Below are 16,680 nucleotides of genomic sequence, written 5' to 3' on the forward strand. Positions count from 1 at the left end.
TTACAACACTTTTAACACACAATAAACCAATACATTTTTCGTATTTAACGGTTAAAACAACGTTTCAGCAGCCATTTTACAACACAAAAAACAGACCTATATAAATATTCTTCAAGCAGACAATGTACCATTGCATAAAAACTGGATACAAAAAACTATTATTAACTCAAGATATTATCATGAAGCAACAAATGAAAATTTCCACATTGCTATTTTTTCTATGCCTAACAATAGGAAATACAACCTATAGTCAAACCTGGAGAAATCCAGACGCCCCTATTGACAAGCGTGTTGATGATTTGTTATCAAGGATGACATTAGATGAAAAAATTAGTTACTGCGGTTCCGTAATACCAGGTATTGATCGGTTAGGCATTCCTGATTTCGTTTGGTACGGAGAAGCATTACATGGCATTATCGACTGGAACTGCACCCAATTTCCTCAAAACATAGCCATGGGCTCCACTTGGAATCCTGATTTAATGTTCGATGTGGCCACTGCCATTTCTAACGAAGCAAGAGCCTTAAAAAACATGGGAAGAAAGGAAGTAATGATGTTTTCACCTACAGTTAACATGGCACGCGACCCAAGGTGGGGACGTAACGAAGAGTGTTACAGCGAAGACCCATTCTTAATGTCTGAAATGGCTCGCATGTACATTAGAGGTATGCAAGGAAATGATCCTAAGTATACCAAGACTGTTACCACAGTAAAACACTTTGTTGCAAACAATGTAGACAAAAGAAGAGAATATAGCCACTCTCTTATCGGCCCTGAGGATTTGTACGAATATTATTTCCCAGCATACAAAACATGTATTGTAGACGAAGAAGCCACAGGCGTAATGACTGCCTTAAACGGATTAAATGGAGTCCCATGCTCTGCCAACGATTGGTTAATCAATGGTGTATTGCGTAAACAATGGGGCTTCAAAGGTTATGTAATTGCAGATTGGGCAGCAGTACAGGGAATTGAAAAACGTATGCATTTTGCACAAACGCAAGAAGAGGCAGCTGCAATGGCCATAAGAGCAGGATTGGATCAAGAATGTTTCAGACACAAAACGAAACCCGCACCAATGGTACAAGCATTAAAGCCTGCCATCGAGAAGGGACTACTGAGTGAAAATGAATTGGACGTATCAGTCAGACGATTATTAAGACTTCGCTTTATGACGGGCGATTTTGATGATGCTACGCTTAACCCTTATTCAAAGATTCCGGCGTCGGTATTAGAGTGCGAAACACACAAAAAACTCGCACTTAAAGCAGCCGAGCAATCGATTGTTCTTTTAAAAAACAATGAGGTCCTACCTCTTAGCAAAGACATTGAACACTTAGCTGTTATTGGCCCGTTTGCTAACCGCTGCTGGTTGGGTATATACTCCGGTAATCCTCAAAGTAAAATATCCCCATTGGATGGAATCATAAAAAGTGCCAAAGGCGAAGTTAGCTTTGCAGAAGGGTGTACGGTTAAAGGCGATATCTCTGATGATGACAAAATAAACGAAGCTATTGCTTTAGCTAAAAAGTCCGATTATGTAATTCTGGTTGTAGGTAACGATGAATCAACTGCTACAGAAAATGTAGATAGAAAGAACTTAAAATTACCAGGAAAGCAACATCAGCTCATAAAAGCAGTACAAGCCGTCAATAAAAATATTATTCTGGTGCTTGTTCCCAGCGGACCAACAAATCTCACATGGGAACAAGAAAATATCCCTGGAATTATTTGTGCATGGCCCAATGGGCAGGAACAAGGTACGGCTTTAGCCCATGTACTCTACGGAGAGGTTAATCCAGGTGGAAAACTAACTGCCACATGGGTAAAATCGGCAAATAACCTGCCTCATATGCACGATTACAACATACGAAGGTGGAAAGATGATTACGGTCCTGAGATAAGTCGGACATACATGTATTCAACCACTAAACCACTATATCCATTCGGCTATGGTTTAAGTTATACCAAATTCAAAATTGAGAATGTCAAATTAAGTAAAAGTCACATGAAAGAAATGGACGATGTGATGGTAAATATGGAAGTTTTGAATATAGGTAAAATGGATGGTGATGAAATAGTACAGGTGTATGTACGAGATGTGAAGACAAATAGAATCGCACCTACGAAAGCACTAAAAGGATTTAAACGTGTACATATTCCTGCTGGTAAAAGTAAATCCGTTTCTATTAAACTACCATACGAAGCATTTTCTCATTACGATAAAAACACTCATAAATTCAAGGTGGAATCCGGTACGTTTGAAATTATGATAGGTCAATCCAGTGAGAATATTGTGGCTGTAAAAGCAATTGAGCTGACAGGAGGAGATATTCCTGAAGTGAGGGTTGGTGAAAAAAGTGGATATTTTAATGCCAATGATAAAAACCGCACAAAAAAATGGGATCACATTTATGAAAATAATATTGTTGATGATCACAAAACAAAAAACACAGATAATGTTTCGTATAAATGGATAGAATACGAAATCCTATTCACAGACCCAGGGTTTTATGTAAACACTTGGGATGCAGAACTACATTTTAAGTATGCTTCGAAAGATGCAGTATTAGAAACATCCATGGAAGGCCTTAAGATAAACACTTATAAACTAGATGGGAAAAGAAAATTGCCTATTAAGATTCCAATTCCTCCAGAATATGGCACTCCAGTACGTCTTAAAATTAAAACCTTAAAAGGAAAGATAAAACATGCATCCATACAAATTATCCCTCCGGGCGATAAAAAGCCCTTTGTGATTGAAAAGATACATCGGTCATCAATGAACCAATAATCACAAAGCTATTCCAGTGGCTGTAATCACAAATAATTACAGCCACTAACCTGATTGATTACTGAATTATTGTAATGAGAAACTAAAAAACAAAGAGAAAAGGCAAAACATCTTGATTATAAACACCAGAAAAAATATGCAAATAGCACAGGTTAGAAAAATATTAGTATTTTGCATTTGTTAGAAAATAATTAATTTCATGCTTCAACTACGTTTGTTAAAGCCCAATGCATCCATTATGAATAAGTTCATCGCTCTACTGATCCCAGCCTTCCTCATGCTATATGCCTGTCAGCAGGCAGAACAAATATCCATAGAACCAGGCGTATCCATCGACTTGGCAAAACAACGATTCAACGACATCTCCCATATAAAATATCAGCTAGAACTGACTATTCCCGATTCCATAGAAGGTAAAATCGAAGGTAAATCGATCATCTCATTACACAAAAAAAGCATCAAAACACCACTGATATTCGATTTTGTAAGCAGCCCGCAAAAGATAAAAGAAGTATTGGTAAATGATAACAAAGCATTTTACAGTCTCGAAAACGAGCATTTAGTCATCCCTCCACGCTTCTTAAAAAAAGGAGAAAACGAGATAGAAATAAGCTACATACTAGGCGACGAAGCACTCCATAGAAATGATCAATATCTATATTCTCTTTTTGTTCCAGCCAAGGCCCGAACCACCATTCCCTGTTTCGACCAACCAGACTTAAAGGCGAGCATCACCTATGTAATCAGTATGCCTCAACAATTAACCGCCATAACCAATGGCCAGCAAGAATACATGGAAGAAATATCTCACAACAGAAAGCTGGTCAGGTATGCGAGCTCCCACCCCATCAGCACCTACCTTTGGGCTTTTACTGTGGGAGCATACCAGAAAATAACACAAAAAAGAAATGGAAGGGAGATTAGCATCTACCATATGGAAAAAGATAGCGCTCAGATATTGAGAAATACACCTGCCATCTTCGACCAAGTTTTCCATTCTATCAATTGGCTTGAAGACTATACGGAGGTAGATTTTCCATTCTCTAAATATGATTTAGTTTGCATCCCTTCTTTTCAATTTGCAGGTATGGAACATCCGGGAGCTATTTACTATCGCTCCGACCTGCTTTTTCTAAGCAAAAAACCAACACAACAACAATTATTACGCAGGGCCCAACTTCTAGCTCATGAAACGGCACATATGTGGTTCGGTGATTTAGTGACCATGAAATGGTTTAGTGGGGTTTGGCAGAAAGAGGTCTTTGCTAATTTTATGGCCGATAAAATTGTAGAAGAACAATTTCCTCAGTTAAATCATCAACTTACCTTTTTAACAAATCACTTTCCGGCATCCTACTCCGTTGACCGGAGCAGAGGCGCCAACCCCATACAACAAAGACTCACAAATCTGAAAGATGCCGGTTCCATGTACGGAAATATCATTTACCATAAGGCGCCTATTATGATGCATCAATTAGAGCACCTAACTGGCAAAGAACAACTTCGTAATGGACTTAGTCAATATCTAAAAAAATATAGCTATGGCAATGCCACATGGACTCATCTAATCGAGATTTTAAATGACTTTTCGGAATATGACCTGCAACTATGGAGCAATACATGGATCCACGAGACCGGTCGCCCGATCATTCGCTTCCATTTTGAGGATGACCAACTGGTCATAAAACAACAACCCGAATATGGAGACACCAGTAAAATATGGGCACAACGAATCAAATACTGCAGAATCAATGACTCAAAAGAAACAAATGAAGAAGTAGAATTACTATCAGCAAAAACAAGCATCGAAGAAGTTCTTCAGAAACCAGAGTACATACTTCCTACTATCAATGAAAGCGGCTATGGCTTATTTTTAATGGATAAAAACTCCTTAACCTATGCCACTATGCATATAAACAGTTGGGATGATGAATTAACCAGAGGCGCCATGTTAATTCAACTTTATGAGAACTTTTTACACGGAGAAATAGCACCTTCCGCATATTTGAATATGTTACAAACCATCGTAGTCAATGAACACAATGAACAGGTATTAAACTTAGCTTGTTCGCAACTCATAGATGTATTCTGGCGTTTCACCACCCAAAGCACAAGATTGAAATATGCAAAAAAAATGGAAGAAACACTACTCAAACGATTCTCCATCAGTAAAATCAGCAGCATCCAAAAATTGCTTTTTAACACCTGGACACAAATAGTGACGAGCCATACTGGTCTTCAGAAACTTAAACAAGTTATTGAAAAGGCAGAAATATATAATTTCACACTCTCCGACAGAGACTTAAGTCAAGCAGTACTGCACCTCGCTCTCAAAGACGAAACAATAGATCAACACTTTGTTATTTCTTTTGCAAACCAACTAAAAAATGAAGAGATAAAGAACAAACTTCTATTTGTAAGTCCAGTATTCTCACCCAACGAAACAGATTTAGATAGATTTGTTGAGAACCTACAATACAAGGAAAACAGAAAAAAAGAAAATTGGGTACTAACCGCACTCTCCTTTTTACATCACCCTTACCGAAACGAACACTCGCTAAAATATGTAGAACAGGCACTGGAATTAACATCCTCCATACAACAAACTGGCGATATATTTTTCCCCATTGGCTGGCTAAATAATACCTTGGGGGGCTATGGATCTTTTGAGGCCATGGAAATCATCGATTATTTTTTTAAAGATAACCCAGGATATCCTGACGATCTAAAACGTAAAATATTACAATCAGCAGATATGGTAAAAAGAAGCCATTTAATCAAAGAAAAATACCTACACCCTTATCTTCAAACACCAAACCTCTGAACTCGCCACCTTAACAACTCACCAACTTAATATCCCTTCTGGTAAAAATAGAGCCGCCGGTAGCTCCGATGATAGTTCTTCTTTCACAATTTATTTTATCCGTTTCTATTTAACAGCTAAATAAACACTTTTTTAACAGACCCAACTTTTGTGTGTGATCCAATAAAACACTCAAGCACCTAGACCACTGTAGCACATCCTAGAACAAGCCTACTACAATGGTCTTTGTGCTCAAAAGATAAAACGTACTACTCAATTGCTTTCAATATTCCTTCAATCCTATCCAATTCATCCCTGGTGAATGCTCTATTTCTCAGACTTTCCAGACTATCATTCAGCTGGCGCACAGAACTAGCTCCAACCAACACCGAGCTTACCCTTGGATCTTTCAGCAACCAAGCTATGGCCATCTGTGCAAGTGACTGCCCGCGATCCAGCGCCAGTTCATTGAGTTTACTGATCACCTCCAACTTTTCGGCAGTCAAATGCTCTTCTTTTAAAAAATGATTTCGCATCATCCTTGAACCTTCCGGTATACCCTTTAGGTATTTATTGGTCAATAAGCCTTGCGCCAAAGGCGAAAATGCGATTAATCCAACACCCCGTTTATCAACCACATCCAACAGCTCATCTTCCACCCATCGGTTAAACATACTATAACGTGCCTGATGAATTAGACAAGGAGTACCCAGTTCACGCAGAATAGACTCGGCCTCGCGCGTTTTATCTGCCGGATAATTCGAGATACCAGCATACAAGGCTTTTCCCTGTCTTACAACATGATCCAGAGCCATCATGGTTTCTTCCAGGGGAGTATCCGGATCAAAACGATGCGAATAGAATATGTCCACATAATCCAAGCGCATCCGCTTTAGACTTTGATCCAAACTAGAAATTAAATTCTTACGTGAGCCCCATTCTCCATAAGGACCAGGCCACATATAATACCCTGCTTTGGTCGATATCAGCATTTCGTCGCGATAGGCCTTTAAATGCTGATGAGCTATTTTTCCGAAATTCTCTTCTGCACTTCCTGGTTCAGGCCCGTAATTATTGGCCAAATCAAAGTGGGTAATCCCTTTATCAAAAGCCTCAAAAATAATGGCTTTCCCATTCTCAAAAACATCCACAGATCCAAAGTTGTGCCATAAACCCAGAGATATGGCCGGCAATTTAATTCCACTTCTACCACATCGCTGATAACACATTTGGTCATATCTTGTTTTTCTTGCCTGATGTTGCATCTCTTTCTATTTTTTAGTCTATAAAATATTAATCAGTTAAAAATAATATCATTTTTTCAATTGCACGTTGGCATACAGCACAAAACTCTGGGGCTTCATTCGATTTCATACGACAATCGTAAGCCGGACGATAAACTCCCTTGGCCACATAACCTCCTCCTTCAAAAACACCTACTTGATTAAAATATCTTTCCTCAGCAGGCGTAGGCACAGGAATGTTTTTATCCACCATATCCTTCCATTTACCATCAAAATCTATTAAAGTCGTTAAATTCGGCTGCCATGGCTCAATAGACTGGTTAAAATAATCACTATAACTCACATCCGATGTATAATACTCATCACCCAAACCTGCAAAAGCATGACCGAACTCATGAACAAAAACGGTTAAAGATCGCTCATTATCCACAGATGACAAAGAAAAATGATTAAAGATACCACCGCCTCCATACTTATCCGTATTGGCAATCACACAAATCTGATCATAAGGCACTAAAGCAGCGTAATCTCTAATTATAAAAACAGATGTACTAGCCAAATAACGATCGGAATTAAGCGTATTAAAACTCGATTTCAAGGCTGTATCCTTCCAGATATCTTTACGAGGGTCAGAGACTCCGGACTCTTCAGAAATTGCATCCACCACCCAAATATTAAATTTCTTCTGATATTTATGAAAGGGGCCTTGAGTGAGCAAATAATCACTCATTTTACGCACATCCCTATGAAACTTTTTCATTTCTCGTTTTGTATAGCCATCTCCAACAAATACAATATCCACACACGCATCGGTCGACCCATTATCTATCAACTTATGGGTATCAACATGCTTTAGCTGCGATTTAGAAACACTGTAATCCTGCGGATTAAATTCTCCACTAAACAACTTAACAAAGGCGCCGTTTCGGTCTCTTTGCTCGATAGAAAGCAAAATATTATTTTTGGGACACGGTATGGTTAATGTATTGAAAAAACTCTTTTCCAACACTTCTGCCTCCTGACTCGTCTGCCACTCTTCAAATAGGGTGCAAAAACCACGTGTGAAAATGACAATATTACTTGCAACATCTTTAACAACCACCCTAAACTGTCCATAATCAAATGGGTCAATCGTTTTTTGCAACGACCCACCAAAATGTGGTTCCTTTTTTAATTCATAAAGCGAAACATGGGTATCAGCCGCACCACCACTTAACACAAAATCTATCCTTAAACTTCCTTGGTCGAAATAATGCTGGTACTGAGAATAAACATTTAAACATAAAAGAAAAAAAAATAGAAGAATTATTACGGACTGTTTCATGTAGGAACGATTTTACTTTTATTTTTGTAAGATTTACAAGGTACGAATAATAGAATTTAAAAATAATAATCCATGTCAAATATCATCAACAAAGCACAGGATGACGCCCAAAACTTAACATCATCCTTAGACAAGCTAATGCAACGCACCGGACTTAACGAGGAGCTTATCAATTACTTAACAATCTTTACCTTAGTCATCCTGGCCATTACATTGGCAAAACTAGCTCATTTTTTTGCAAAAAAATACCTGGTCCATGCTGTTGAACGGTTAATGGAGAAAACAAAATCAAAATACGATGATTTTTTTGTAAAACGTAAATTAATCAAAAGAACAGCCCTTCTGGTTCCTGCATTTGTCATCTATGGTTTTACGGACTTACTTTTCAAACCATATCCTCAAATATATACCATACTCCATAATGTAGTCTCATCCTACTTTATAATAGTAGTTTTACTAATGATAGACTCATTTTTAAAAGCTACCCAAGACATTTACAATTCCCAACCCTACAGCAAAGACAAGCCCATTAAAGGATACGTCCAGGGTGTACAGCTGGTATTTACATTGATTGGTATTCTCACCATTATATCCATCATTTTTAATGTAAAGCTAACAGTTGTTTTTACTGGTTTGGGAGCCATCGCTGCTGTTTTAATATTGGTATTCAAAGACACCATCCTTGGTTTTGTGGCTAGTATTCAACTGTCGGCCAACAATATGGTAAAGCCAGGCGACTGGATTGTCATGCCTTCACGGAACGCTGACGGAACAGTATTGGAAATCACCCTCAACACCGTAAAAATTCAAAACTGGGACAAAACCATTTCCACGGTTCCAACATATGCACTGGTAAGTGAGAGCTTTACAAACTGGAAAGGCATGGAAGAGTCAGGTGGCAGGCGAATAAAACGCTCCATCAACATCGATATGAAATCGGTCAGTTTTTGCACACCTCATATGATCAAAAAATTTAAGAAAGTAAAATTCTTACAAGAATACATCCAAGGCAAACTAAGCGAATTGGAAGAATACAACAAACAATTTGACATTGACGAATCATCAGCCATCAATGGCAGAAACTTGACCAACCTTGGTGTTTTTAGAAAATACCTGGAAAGCTATCTCACTCACCACCCCAAAATACACAATAACATGACCTTTTTGGTAAGGCACCTTCAACCCACCGAAAAAGGACTACCCATAGAGATTTATGTTTTTAGTAAGGACCAAGAATGGGCAAACTACGAATCTATTCAGGCAGATATCTTTGATCACATATTGGCTGTTATTCCCGAATTTTACTTACGTGTATTTCAGTTTCCGACAGAAGAAGTTTCAAATCAACAAATATTTGAAGAATAGAAGTTTATTTCTGAATATCAGGGATATTGCATCATTTTTACAAATAATATGGGCGACTTATGAAAAATCAGCTTATAATTCATTAGTCACATTTAGGAATATAGATTAATATTTGAATAAAAATGACAAATATTATTGAATATTAGGTACTGATTTTATATTTTTGTGCGGATTTATCAGCAAAACCACACAAATAATTACAAATCATAACCATCACATCAATCATGGACAACCAACAAATTGATAGTTTAGACAAAAAGATATTATCTCTTATCACCAAAAATGCACGTATTCCTTTTTTGGAAGTAGCAAGAGAATGTAAGGTATCGGGTGCAGCTATCCACCAACGCATACAGCGCTTGATGAACTTAGAGGTGATCAAAGGATCTGAATTTATAGTAAATCCAGCCAAGATAGGCTATCACACCTGTGCGTTTATGGGTATCTTTCTAAAAAAAGCGAGCCTATTCAATAAGGTAGTAGAGATGCTACACGACATTCCACAGATTACAGAATGCCACTATACAACAGGTTCATATGCTATTTTCATTAAAATTTATGCTAAAAATAACGAGGATCTAAAACGCATGTTGCACGATAAGTTACAAGCCATTACAGGCATCTCGTCTACCGAAACCATTATTTCTCTTGAAGAAACATTTAAAAGACAATTACCTATTGAATAATATGAATAGGAACTAAGACAGCTAATTTATAACTTCCACTCATTATCAATGATCTTTTTGAGTGGAGGTATAAATCTAATAAAGTTAGCATTTAACAAATTTATGATCGGATCATATTTTACCAACTTACAATAATTGTCTTCATCAATATCCCACAATATTCTTTTATCATATTTACTATTGGAAGTAGACAATACAAGATGAGGTAAAATATTACTAGTAGCTCCGATTTCTATTTCCTCTTTTTTTATGACTCCCTTTGCTATCAAGGCTGGGTGAATTTCAAAAAAGTTATATGTGTTATCTCCCAAATAAAGGTTAAAAGACAATCTCTCAACCAGCGGAACCTGAAAATAAAAATTAAAAACCTCTTTTTCATCCACAATATGCATCGAAATAAAATTATTATGCATATTATCAGGAGTAAAATGAATCTTCCAATCCAGCTGCTTATGATCAACAAACAACTCTTTAAGGCCTAGCCAAAATAAAATACGCGGCCAAACCACTAATTTAAAATGATCACTCCATTCATTTTGAGCTTTGAGTTCCTTAACATTAACAAGATTTAAATCTACAATTGGAATTTTCATATGTTTATAATTTGTCTTTCAATGGTCATCTGGAAGGCATCACCTCCATCTTTTAGATGCATAAAACAGACTTATTCATGGCGGACTTCATGCCTTGCATTAATTTTAAAGCCTTCCATAAAACGTGCCCCATACTTCTGCATCAACAAATACAATATCGGTAACTGCACCACCCTTATTACTTTTTTCATCTCATACTTTACGCTATTACAATTGACTATGATAGGCCAATTGTTTCGCTTGCTTTTCATGATCAAAAACAAAGTCGAGACGTCCCAAATTAATACCACCCCATCCGGTTTGATTAATGACAACATTTTCCTCATTGATATTTTGCACGAGAGTCGGATTTTTTAAAAAAGTATGGGTATGTCCACCTAATATCACATCAATGTACCTTGTATTTTTTGCCACTTCCACATCATCTACTTTATCTTCCTTGTACTCATACCCCAGATGCGACAGTGCGACCACCATATTACACTTTTTGTCATTTTTTAGGAATCCGGCCAGCTTATCCCCTTCTCGTATAGGATCTTTATATTCCACCCCTTTGTAATTCAGAGATGTAACTAGCCCCTTCAGTTCGATCCCCAAACCAATAATCCCAATTTTAATGGGTCCTTTTTCAATTATCCTATACGGAAGTGTCAGTCCTTTCAAGGCTGAGTTTTCCACGTCATAATTACTACATATAAAAGGAAATTTTGATTTTCGTATTTGAGAAGCCAAGTCCTCTATCCCATTATCAAATTCATGGTTACCTATGGTACTAGCATCATATCCCATATCTCCCATTAATTTTATATCAAGTTCTCCTTTATAAAAATTAAAATACGGCGTGCCTTGAAAAATATCACCAGAGTCCAATAATAAAACATGCTCCTCCTGAGCACGCACATGCTTTACCAAGGCAAACCGTCTGGCATACCCACCTTTACCGGCATATTTCGAATGATTTTCGGGGAAGGGATTTATATGACTATGTACATCATTCGTATGCAAAATAGTAATTTTAACTGCACCCCCACCCATAGAGCAAGCCGGTAAACCAACTACTCCCGCAAGCGATCCCAAGGTTAAAGCCTTTAAAAGCCGTCTTCTTTCTTTGTCCATAATCTTCTAGTTGAAAATAATTCTGCCCTGAATTTTTGCCTTTATTTTTTTGTCCCTACTGTGGAGCTCTTGTATGCTCTCAATAATGGCCTCCCTTAACTTTGACCCGATAGCCTGCATAAATAAAGGCCTCATTATCATACCATAATGATCACCTCCATTGGCCAAATAATCAGACGTAGCCAAGAAATAATTATGACTATCACGAACAATCTCACCCCCTATCATCAACTGGACGACTTCATGATTCTCATACACCACTGAAGCTCCGGCAATACCATCACCATTCGTTTTACCCAAAAAGTCAAACAAAGACTTAATACTATCACCCCGAAGCTTTAAAATCACTATTTCATTTTCAAAGGGCATCAGTTCAAAAATATTCCTAACAGTAACTTCTCCACGAGGAATAGGAGCCCTTATTCCTTTAATATTCATTAAAGTCATTAATCTTAACGAATCTGCATTATGTAGAACAAGAAACTCTCTGGCTTTTTGTTGAATCACATCCGAAACAAAATTCGACAATTCACTCTCTGGCTTATGAGCTAACAAGTCTTTTTCACTTACTCCTATTACACTATCCATCTTCGCATCAATACCCTTTTTATAAGGAGCAATTATAGAACTCATAACACTATCTGGAGTAAAATTTGAGTCAATAGTGATATTCGTACCACCATACTCTTTTACCGTATACGCTTGCTTGCAAAAAGTAAAGCAAAATAATGACAGCAAAGCAACGCATAAAATATGCAATTTCATATGTTTATAATTTGTTTCTTAATGGTCATATGGAACTCACCGTGATAATCATTCACCTGTGTGAGAGATCACTCTCATGGCTCGTTTCATATATTTAAATTTATTTTAATGGTATAAACTTCTTCAAAGATAAGCTTAAAACCTTGCAATATCGATAAGCCATGGTTATTAACTTGTTAACAAAAGCAAAAAGTAACATCGAACAAATTCAAAAAAAGCTCCATCCGGAGCTTTAAAATAGATTACTTTATTTGTTCCAGATATTTTTGTTTGGCTTTATGCAATAATTCCAGGTCTATCTTAGGATTATATATTCTTATCATATTTTCAATTTCAAAATTATGATGAAAATGCCCCAACGCAGCATCAAAAAAACTTCCAGACCAATTGTATTTTACCTTCCGTGTTAACTCTTCAAATTCTGCCCACTTAACAAATCTAGGCAAACAGATATATCCATGATCCTTTTCAACCTCATCCAGGTATAAACCGTCACCAACTTCGTTTAGTCTAAAAAACTTTTTTAAACGAATAATACCTTTAGCACCTATTTTTTTTGAAGGTTTCCTTTTGAATTCAATACCTTCATCCATAAAAGCAGTTTGTAAATCTTTAATCTGGTCGTATTTCTGCAAATGACGTATTCTAATTACGTGATACATTTTATTATAAACAGTAACCGTTCCTGCATCCGCATGAAAATCAGATGGAAAATAAGCCTTTATATTTTGCCTCGCCCTTGTCACCTGCTCCAGCGTATACAATTGAGCCACCACTAAATATATATACAAAGGCTTCGAATCCATAGGCGACTCACTGTAATAATTAAAAAATCCAGGAAAAGGCTCCGGAGCTTCCAACACAAAGGTGTTAGGCATTATCTTTTCATCCATCGTTACCAACTGCTCTTCCTTAAGCAGGTTTCCATAGCGCTCAGTAATCTTAGAATTCGTCATAATAGATCATTTTGATTTAGGTTATTTTCACTTCTAATAAGTTACATAAAAAAATCAATAAATCAACAAAGCATCTGTATATCTGAAATACCCCTATTTCACCTTAATGATCTCTGGTGAATACTGGTTGATTTCCTTTGGAAAGTTGTGCATTATAATAATACCCTTCCATGTCAAATGCTTTCAACTCTTCCGGATCTTCTATCCTGTTCTGCACAATAAAACGCACCATCATCCCTCGTGCTTTTTTGGCATAGAAACTAATCATTTTATACTCACCGTTCTTTAAATCTTTAAAAACAGGGGTTACGATGGGCACATCTAATTCTTTAACCTGAATAGACTTAAAATATTCGTTGGATGCCAAATTCACCAACACTTTATACCCATTCTCTAACATATCATTTTTTAACAATTCTGTAATTTTACTACCCCAGTATTCATACAAATTCTTATTACCGCCTATCGGAAGCTTGGTCCCCATTTCTAATCTGTACGGAAGAATCAGGTCCAAAGGACGTAATAAGCCATAAAGACCAGACAAAATACGAAGCTTATTTTGAATATACACTACCTCTTCATGGGCTAAAGAGTATGCATCTAAACCTAAAAAAACATCCCCTTTAAATGCAAACAAAGCCTGTTTTCCCTCATTTGGATCAAAGGGATAATGCCACTCTTTAAATCGCATATAGTTAAGTTCTGCTAAATTTTGACTTACCTTCATTAGCGCAGCCAATTTATCCACACTATATGTACTGAGTTTTTTTATCAAGGCGATAGATTCATCGGAGAACCTATAATCCGAATACCCTTGAAAAGAGAAGCTTTTTTGAAAATCCAATGATTTGGCGGGTGAAATAACTATCTGCATATTTTTTGAGCTTAAAACACAAAAATAAGCAAATTGTTTAAACCATACCACCATGTTAATTATAATAAAAAAGGACAACACTCAACCATGTTCATAGCATCGTTGATGTCGTCCTTTGTATTTTTACACATCTATCTTAAAAAAGATAAGTATAGCTAGTCTTTATTTCCTTAAAATCAGTCGATGTTTTAATAGCATTACCATGTTCATCAACTTCATTGGTCACACTCACTTCCTGTGGGTTATCAGCAAAATCGTAAAAAGTAAACTTTGTAACATTACCATTTTCATCATGTTCAATACCGTGCGAACTTAATGGCATTACATTAATTGTTTTATAGACCATACGGCCATTCTCAAGCACACGTACCCTTTTTTTAGTTGTATAAGGTGCAATTCTAATATCTTTTATCAACCCATTGTCATCTAAAGTAATAGATGCTTTTTGGCGTTCTAGAACATCCGTAGTTGAACGATTGATTAAGGCTAGATTAATATCAATCTTTCCAGTTTCATCCGGACGATTAATACCATAAGTTACAGCTCTTTTGTACATCCCATAATACGAAATTCCCGAAATATATCCCTCATCGTCATAGCGGAGCTTAAATAGAGTGGTTTTATTATTTAGCAGAATACTTTCGATGCGATTGTTATTATATACAAATCTATAATTTAATATTGAATCACCCTTCACTAAATCGCATTTAGCCAATAGCCCCTCTGAATCAACTTCCGGAGCCATCTTAGTGTTTAACGTTACATTCGATATTTTACCAAAAGACCCATATGTGCAAGTTAGTTTTTGACTTAAGTCTTCATGCTTATAAAGAATCTCTTTTTCTACTTTTCCTAAAAACAAGCTATTAGGTGCAAATAGCTCTTCTGGGTATAAAAGATTAGTTTTTGAGCTTAAGTATGCACTAAAGATGCCTTGTAAAAACACTTTATTATTAAAGGCTTCCACTTCACTAATAATCTTACTATCATCAATAGGCCTTAGGTCATTATTACCCTTTGCTAGGTAATAATCATAATTATCAATTACACGAGGAGCCACCATTCTAAAATATCCCTCGGCCGTAAGGTTTCCTTTATAATCAAGGCATTTTTGCCAGTACTTTTTCAGATTTTCACCATCACCTTTTACTAAATATCCAACAGCAAGGTTCATGTATATCTCATCAATATTTACATCGCACACCTTTGATTTCTTCCCCTCAAGGTATTGAGACTCGTAGTTTTGCCATACAGCAATGGCATCATCAATGGCTTTCTTATTAGCCTCTGTGTTAATATCAGCTGTGCTAAAAGCAGAAATAAAAGCATTGGTAGCATCATTAAAGTCAGTGTAATCAAACTTCTTTGCTTTTATGGTGTAAACTCTAAACTTTTTTGAAAAAACACCCTTTCCATAATCCTCATTTAGCTTTTGTTGGGCAGCTACAACAGCCATTCGTACATAATTCGATTTACAAACGTTGCGATTAGATTTTGTATCTATATGTTTTAAATCTTCTTTAGCAAGGCCATACGACGATTTACTAATACTGCTCTTATCCACCCATTTGTAGTCTGGTATGACATCGAAATAATCGATTAACTGATTATTTTTATCAATGAAAAGAATTTTAGTGTTAGCTCTTGCTTCAACTAAAGCAGTGTAAGTGGTTGTACGTGTATTATCTACCGAAGTTTTCGTTTCCTCTGCAACACGAGCGGTAACAACAGGCTCATCAGATGTTAATACTATTTTAATATCATCACCACTACCAAAACCATCAATACTTAAACCTTCTCTGTCAGGCATTTTTTCATCAAAGGTCTTAGAAACCCCTGTTGTATAATCAAAGCTACAGCCCGACACATTTAATACCTGCTTTGGAATATTGTTATAGTATCCTTCAATTTTATTCTTCTCTGGCTTTTGCGCCATAAGCACTGTACATAATGATAATACAAATGCACTTAATAATAATTTATTCATATTTGTTTAGTTTATTTGTCCAGTCATTACATACGCATTTATTTCGTTAAAGTTATAAAGGGAAGGAAAGTCATACTTTTATATCATTCTCAAAATAATAAATATATTATCGATGGCAACTATTTTTCATAACTATCTAATAAATAAGCAATCATAAACAATTCTATCCTTA

Annotated in this window: 12 protein-coding genes; 4 read left to right on the plus strand and 8 right to left on the minus strand. The window is 36.5% G+C overall.

Going from position 1 to position 16,680, the window contains the following annotated elements:
* Positions 1–179: 179 nt before the first annotated feature.
* Both CYTFE_RS0114250 and CYTFE_RS26600 read left to right on the plus strand, forming a co-directional pair.
* Positions 180–2,795 carry a glycoside hydrolase family 3 C-terminal domain-containing protein gene (locus CYTFE_RS0114250; protein ID WP_027472338.1) on the plus strand — a complete coding sequence of 872 codons (2,616 nt, stop codon included), beginning with the start codon at positions 180–182 and terminating at the stop codon, positions 2,793–2,795.
* Positions 2,796–2,994: 199 nt separating this feature from the next.
* Entirely contained in the window at positions 2,995–5,619 is a 2,625-nt protein-coding gene (locus CYTFE_RS26600; protein ID WP_052343207.1) for a M1 family metallopeptidase, read from the plus strand.
* 248 nt (positions 5,620–5,867) lie between these two features.
* On the opposite strand, the gene CYTFE_RS0114260 is transcribed toward CYTFE_RS26600, so the two are convergent.
* Both CYTFE_RS0114260 and CYTFE_RS0114265 read right to left on the minus strand, forming a co-directional pair.
* Positions 5,868–6,863, minus strand: coding sequence for an aldo/keto reductase (locus CYTFE_RS0114260; protein ID WP_027472339.1), 996 nt, complete (start codon positions 6,861–6,863; stop codon positions 5,868–5,870).
* Between the two features lie 28 nt (positions 6,864–6,891).
* Positions 6,892–8,166, minus strand: a complete 1,275-nt coding sequence (locus CYTFE_RS0114265; RefSeq protein ID WP_027472340.1) for a M64 family metallopeptidase — start codon at positions 8,164–8,166, stop codon at positions 6,892–6,894.
* 72 nt (positions 8,167–8,238) lie between these two features.
* On the opposite strand from CYTFE_RS0114265, the gene CYTFE_RS26605 reads away from it, so the two are divergent.
* Positions 8,239–9,531: a mechanosensitive ion channel family protein gene (locus CYTFE_RS26605; protein ID WP_244880328.1), complete on the plus strand. Its 1,293-nt coding sequence runs from the start codon at positions 8,239–8,241 to the stop codon at positions 9,529–9,531.
* Between the two features lie 224 nt (positions 9,532–9,755).
* A complete protein-coding gene (locus CYTFE_RS0114280) occupies positions 9,756–10,217 on the plus strand; it encodes an Lrp/AsnC ligand binding domain-containing protein (RefSeq protein WP_027472341.1) in 462 nt (153 codons plus the stop codon).
* 26 nt (positions 10,218–10,243) lie between these two features.
* On the opposite strand, the gene CYTFE_RS0114285 is transcribed toward CYTFE_RS0114280, so the two are convergent.
* The 6 genes from CYTFE_RS0114285 to CYTFE_RS0114310 all read right to left on the minus strand — a co-directional run bounded on the left by CYTFE_RS0114285 (position 10,244) and on the right by CYTFE_RS0114310 (position 16,508).
* Complete coding sequence (locus CYTFE_RS0114285) at positions 10,244–10,810, minus strand: hypothetical protein (protein WP_027472342.1); 567 nt, start codon at positions 10,808–10,810, stop codon at positions 10,244–10,246.
* Positions 10,811–11,017: 207 nt separating this feature from the next.
* On the minus strand, positions 11,018–11,926 hold the full coding sequence (locus CYTFE_RS0114290; RefSeq protein ID WP_027472343.1) for a bifunctional metallophosphatase/5'-nucleotidase: 909 nt from the start codon (positions 11,924–11,926) through the stop codon (positions 11,018–11,020).
* A gap of 6 nt (positions 11,927–11,932) precedes the next feature.
* Positions 11,933–12,691 carry a 5'-nucleotidase C-terminal domain-containing protein gene (locus tag CYTFE_RS26610; RefSeq protein WP_052343208.1) on the minus strand — a complete coding sequence of 253 codons (759 nt, stop codon included), beginning with the start codon at positions 12,689–12,691 and terminating at the stop codon, positions 11,933–11,935.
* 242 nt (positions 12,692–12,933) lie between these two features.
* Positions 12,934–13,647: a hypothetical protein gene (locus tag CYTFE_RS0114300; protein ID WP_027472344.1), complete on the minus strand. Its 714-nt coding sequence runs from the start codon at positions 13,645–13,647 to the stop codon at positions 12,934–12,936.
* A gap of 103 nt (positions 13,648–13,750) precedes the next feature.
* The gene (yaaA, locus tag CYTFE_RS0114305) at positions 13,751–14,521 is read right to left on the minus strand and encodes a peroxide stress protein YaaA (protein WP_027472345.1); all 771 of its coding nucleotides are present in this window, start codon (positions 14,519–14,521) and stop codon (positions 13,751–13,753) included.
* Between the two features lie 136 nt (positions 14,522–14,657).
* Positions 14,658–16,508 carry a hypothetical protein gene (locus CYTFE_RS0114310; protein WP_044262826.1) on the minus strand — a complete coding sequence of 617 codons (1,851 nt, stop codon included), beginning with the start codon at positions 16,506–16,508 and terminating at the stop codon, positions 14,658–14,660.
* Positions 16,509–16,680 lie beyond the last annotated feature (172 nt).

It is taken from the genome of Saccharicrinis fermentans DSM 9555 = JCM 21142 (genome assembly GCF_000517085.1).
Classification (GTDB): Bacteria; Bacteroidota; Bacteroidia; order Bacteroidales; family Marinilabiliaceae; genus Saccharicrinis; species Saccharicrinis fermentans.

What these genes read in the sequence shown, in the direction of transcription:
- CYTFE_RS0114250 (WP_027472338.1), top strand. Translation starts at nt 180, where the DNA reads ATGAAGCAACAAATGAAAATTTCCACATTGCTATTTTTTCTATGCCTA.
- CYTFE_RS26600 (WP_052343207.1), top strand. Translation starts at nt 2,995, where the DNA reads ATGCTTCAACTACGTTTGTTAAAGCCCAATGCATCCATTATGAATAAG.
- CYTFE_RS0114260 (WP_027472339.1), bottom strand. Translation starts at nt 6,863, where the DNA reads ATGCAACATCAGGCAAGAAAAACAAGATATGACCAAATGTGTTATCAG.
- CYTFE_RS0114265 (WP_027472340.1), bottom strand. Translation starts at nt 8,166, where the DNA reads ATGAAACAGTCCGTAATAATTCTTCTATTTTTTTTTCTTTTATGTTTA.
- CYTFE_RS26605 (WP_244880328.1), top strand. Translation starts at nt 8,239, where the DNA reads ATGTCAAATATCATCAACAAAGCACAGGATGACGCCCAAAACTTAACA.
- CYTFE_RS0114280 (WP_027472341.1), top strand. Translation starts at nt 9,756, where the DNA reads ATGGACAACCAACAAATTGATAGTTTAGACAAAAAGATATTATCTCTT.
- CYTFE_RS0114285 (WP_027472342.1), bottom strand. Translation starts at nt 10,810, where the DNA reads ATGAAAATTCCAATTGTAGATTTAAATCTTGTTAATGTTAAGGAACTC.
- CYTFE_RS0114290 (WP_027472343.1), bottom strand. Translation starts at nt 11,926, where the DNA reads ATGGACAAAGAAAGAAGACGGCTTTTAAAGGCTTTAACCTTGGGATCG.
- CYTFE_RS26610 (WP_052343208.1), bottom strand. Translation starts at nt 12,691, where the DNA reads ATGAAATTGCATATTTTATGCGTTGCTTTGCTGTCATTATTTTGCTTT.
- CYTFE_RS0114300 (WP_027472344.1), bottom strand. Translation starts at nt 13,647, where the DNA reads ATGACGAATTCTAAGATTACTGAGCGCTATGGAAACCTGCTTAAGGAA.
- yaaA (WP_027472345.1), bottom strand. Translation starts at nt 14,521, where the DNA reads ATGCAGATAGTTATTTCACCCGCCAAATCATTGGATTTTCAAAAAAGC.
- CYTFE_RS0114310 (WP_044262826.1), bottom strand. Translation starts at nt 16,508, where the DNA reads ATGAATAAATTATTATTAAGTGCATTTGTATTATCATTATGTACAGTG.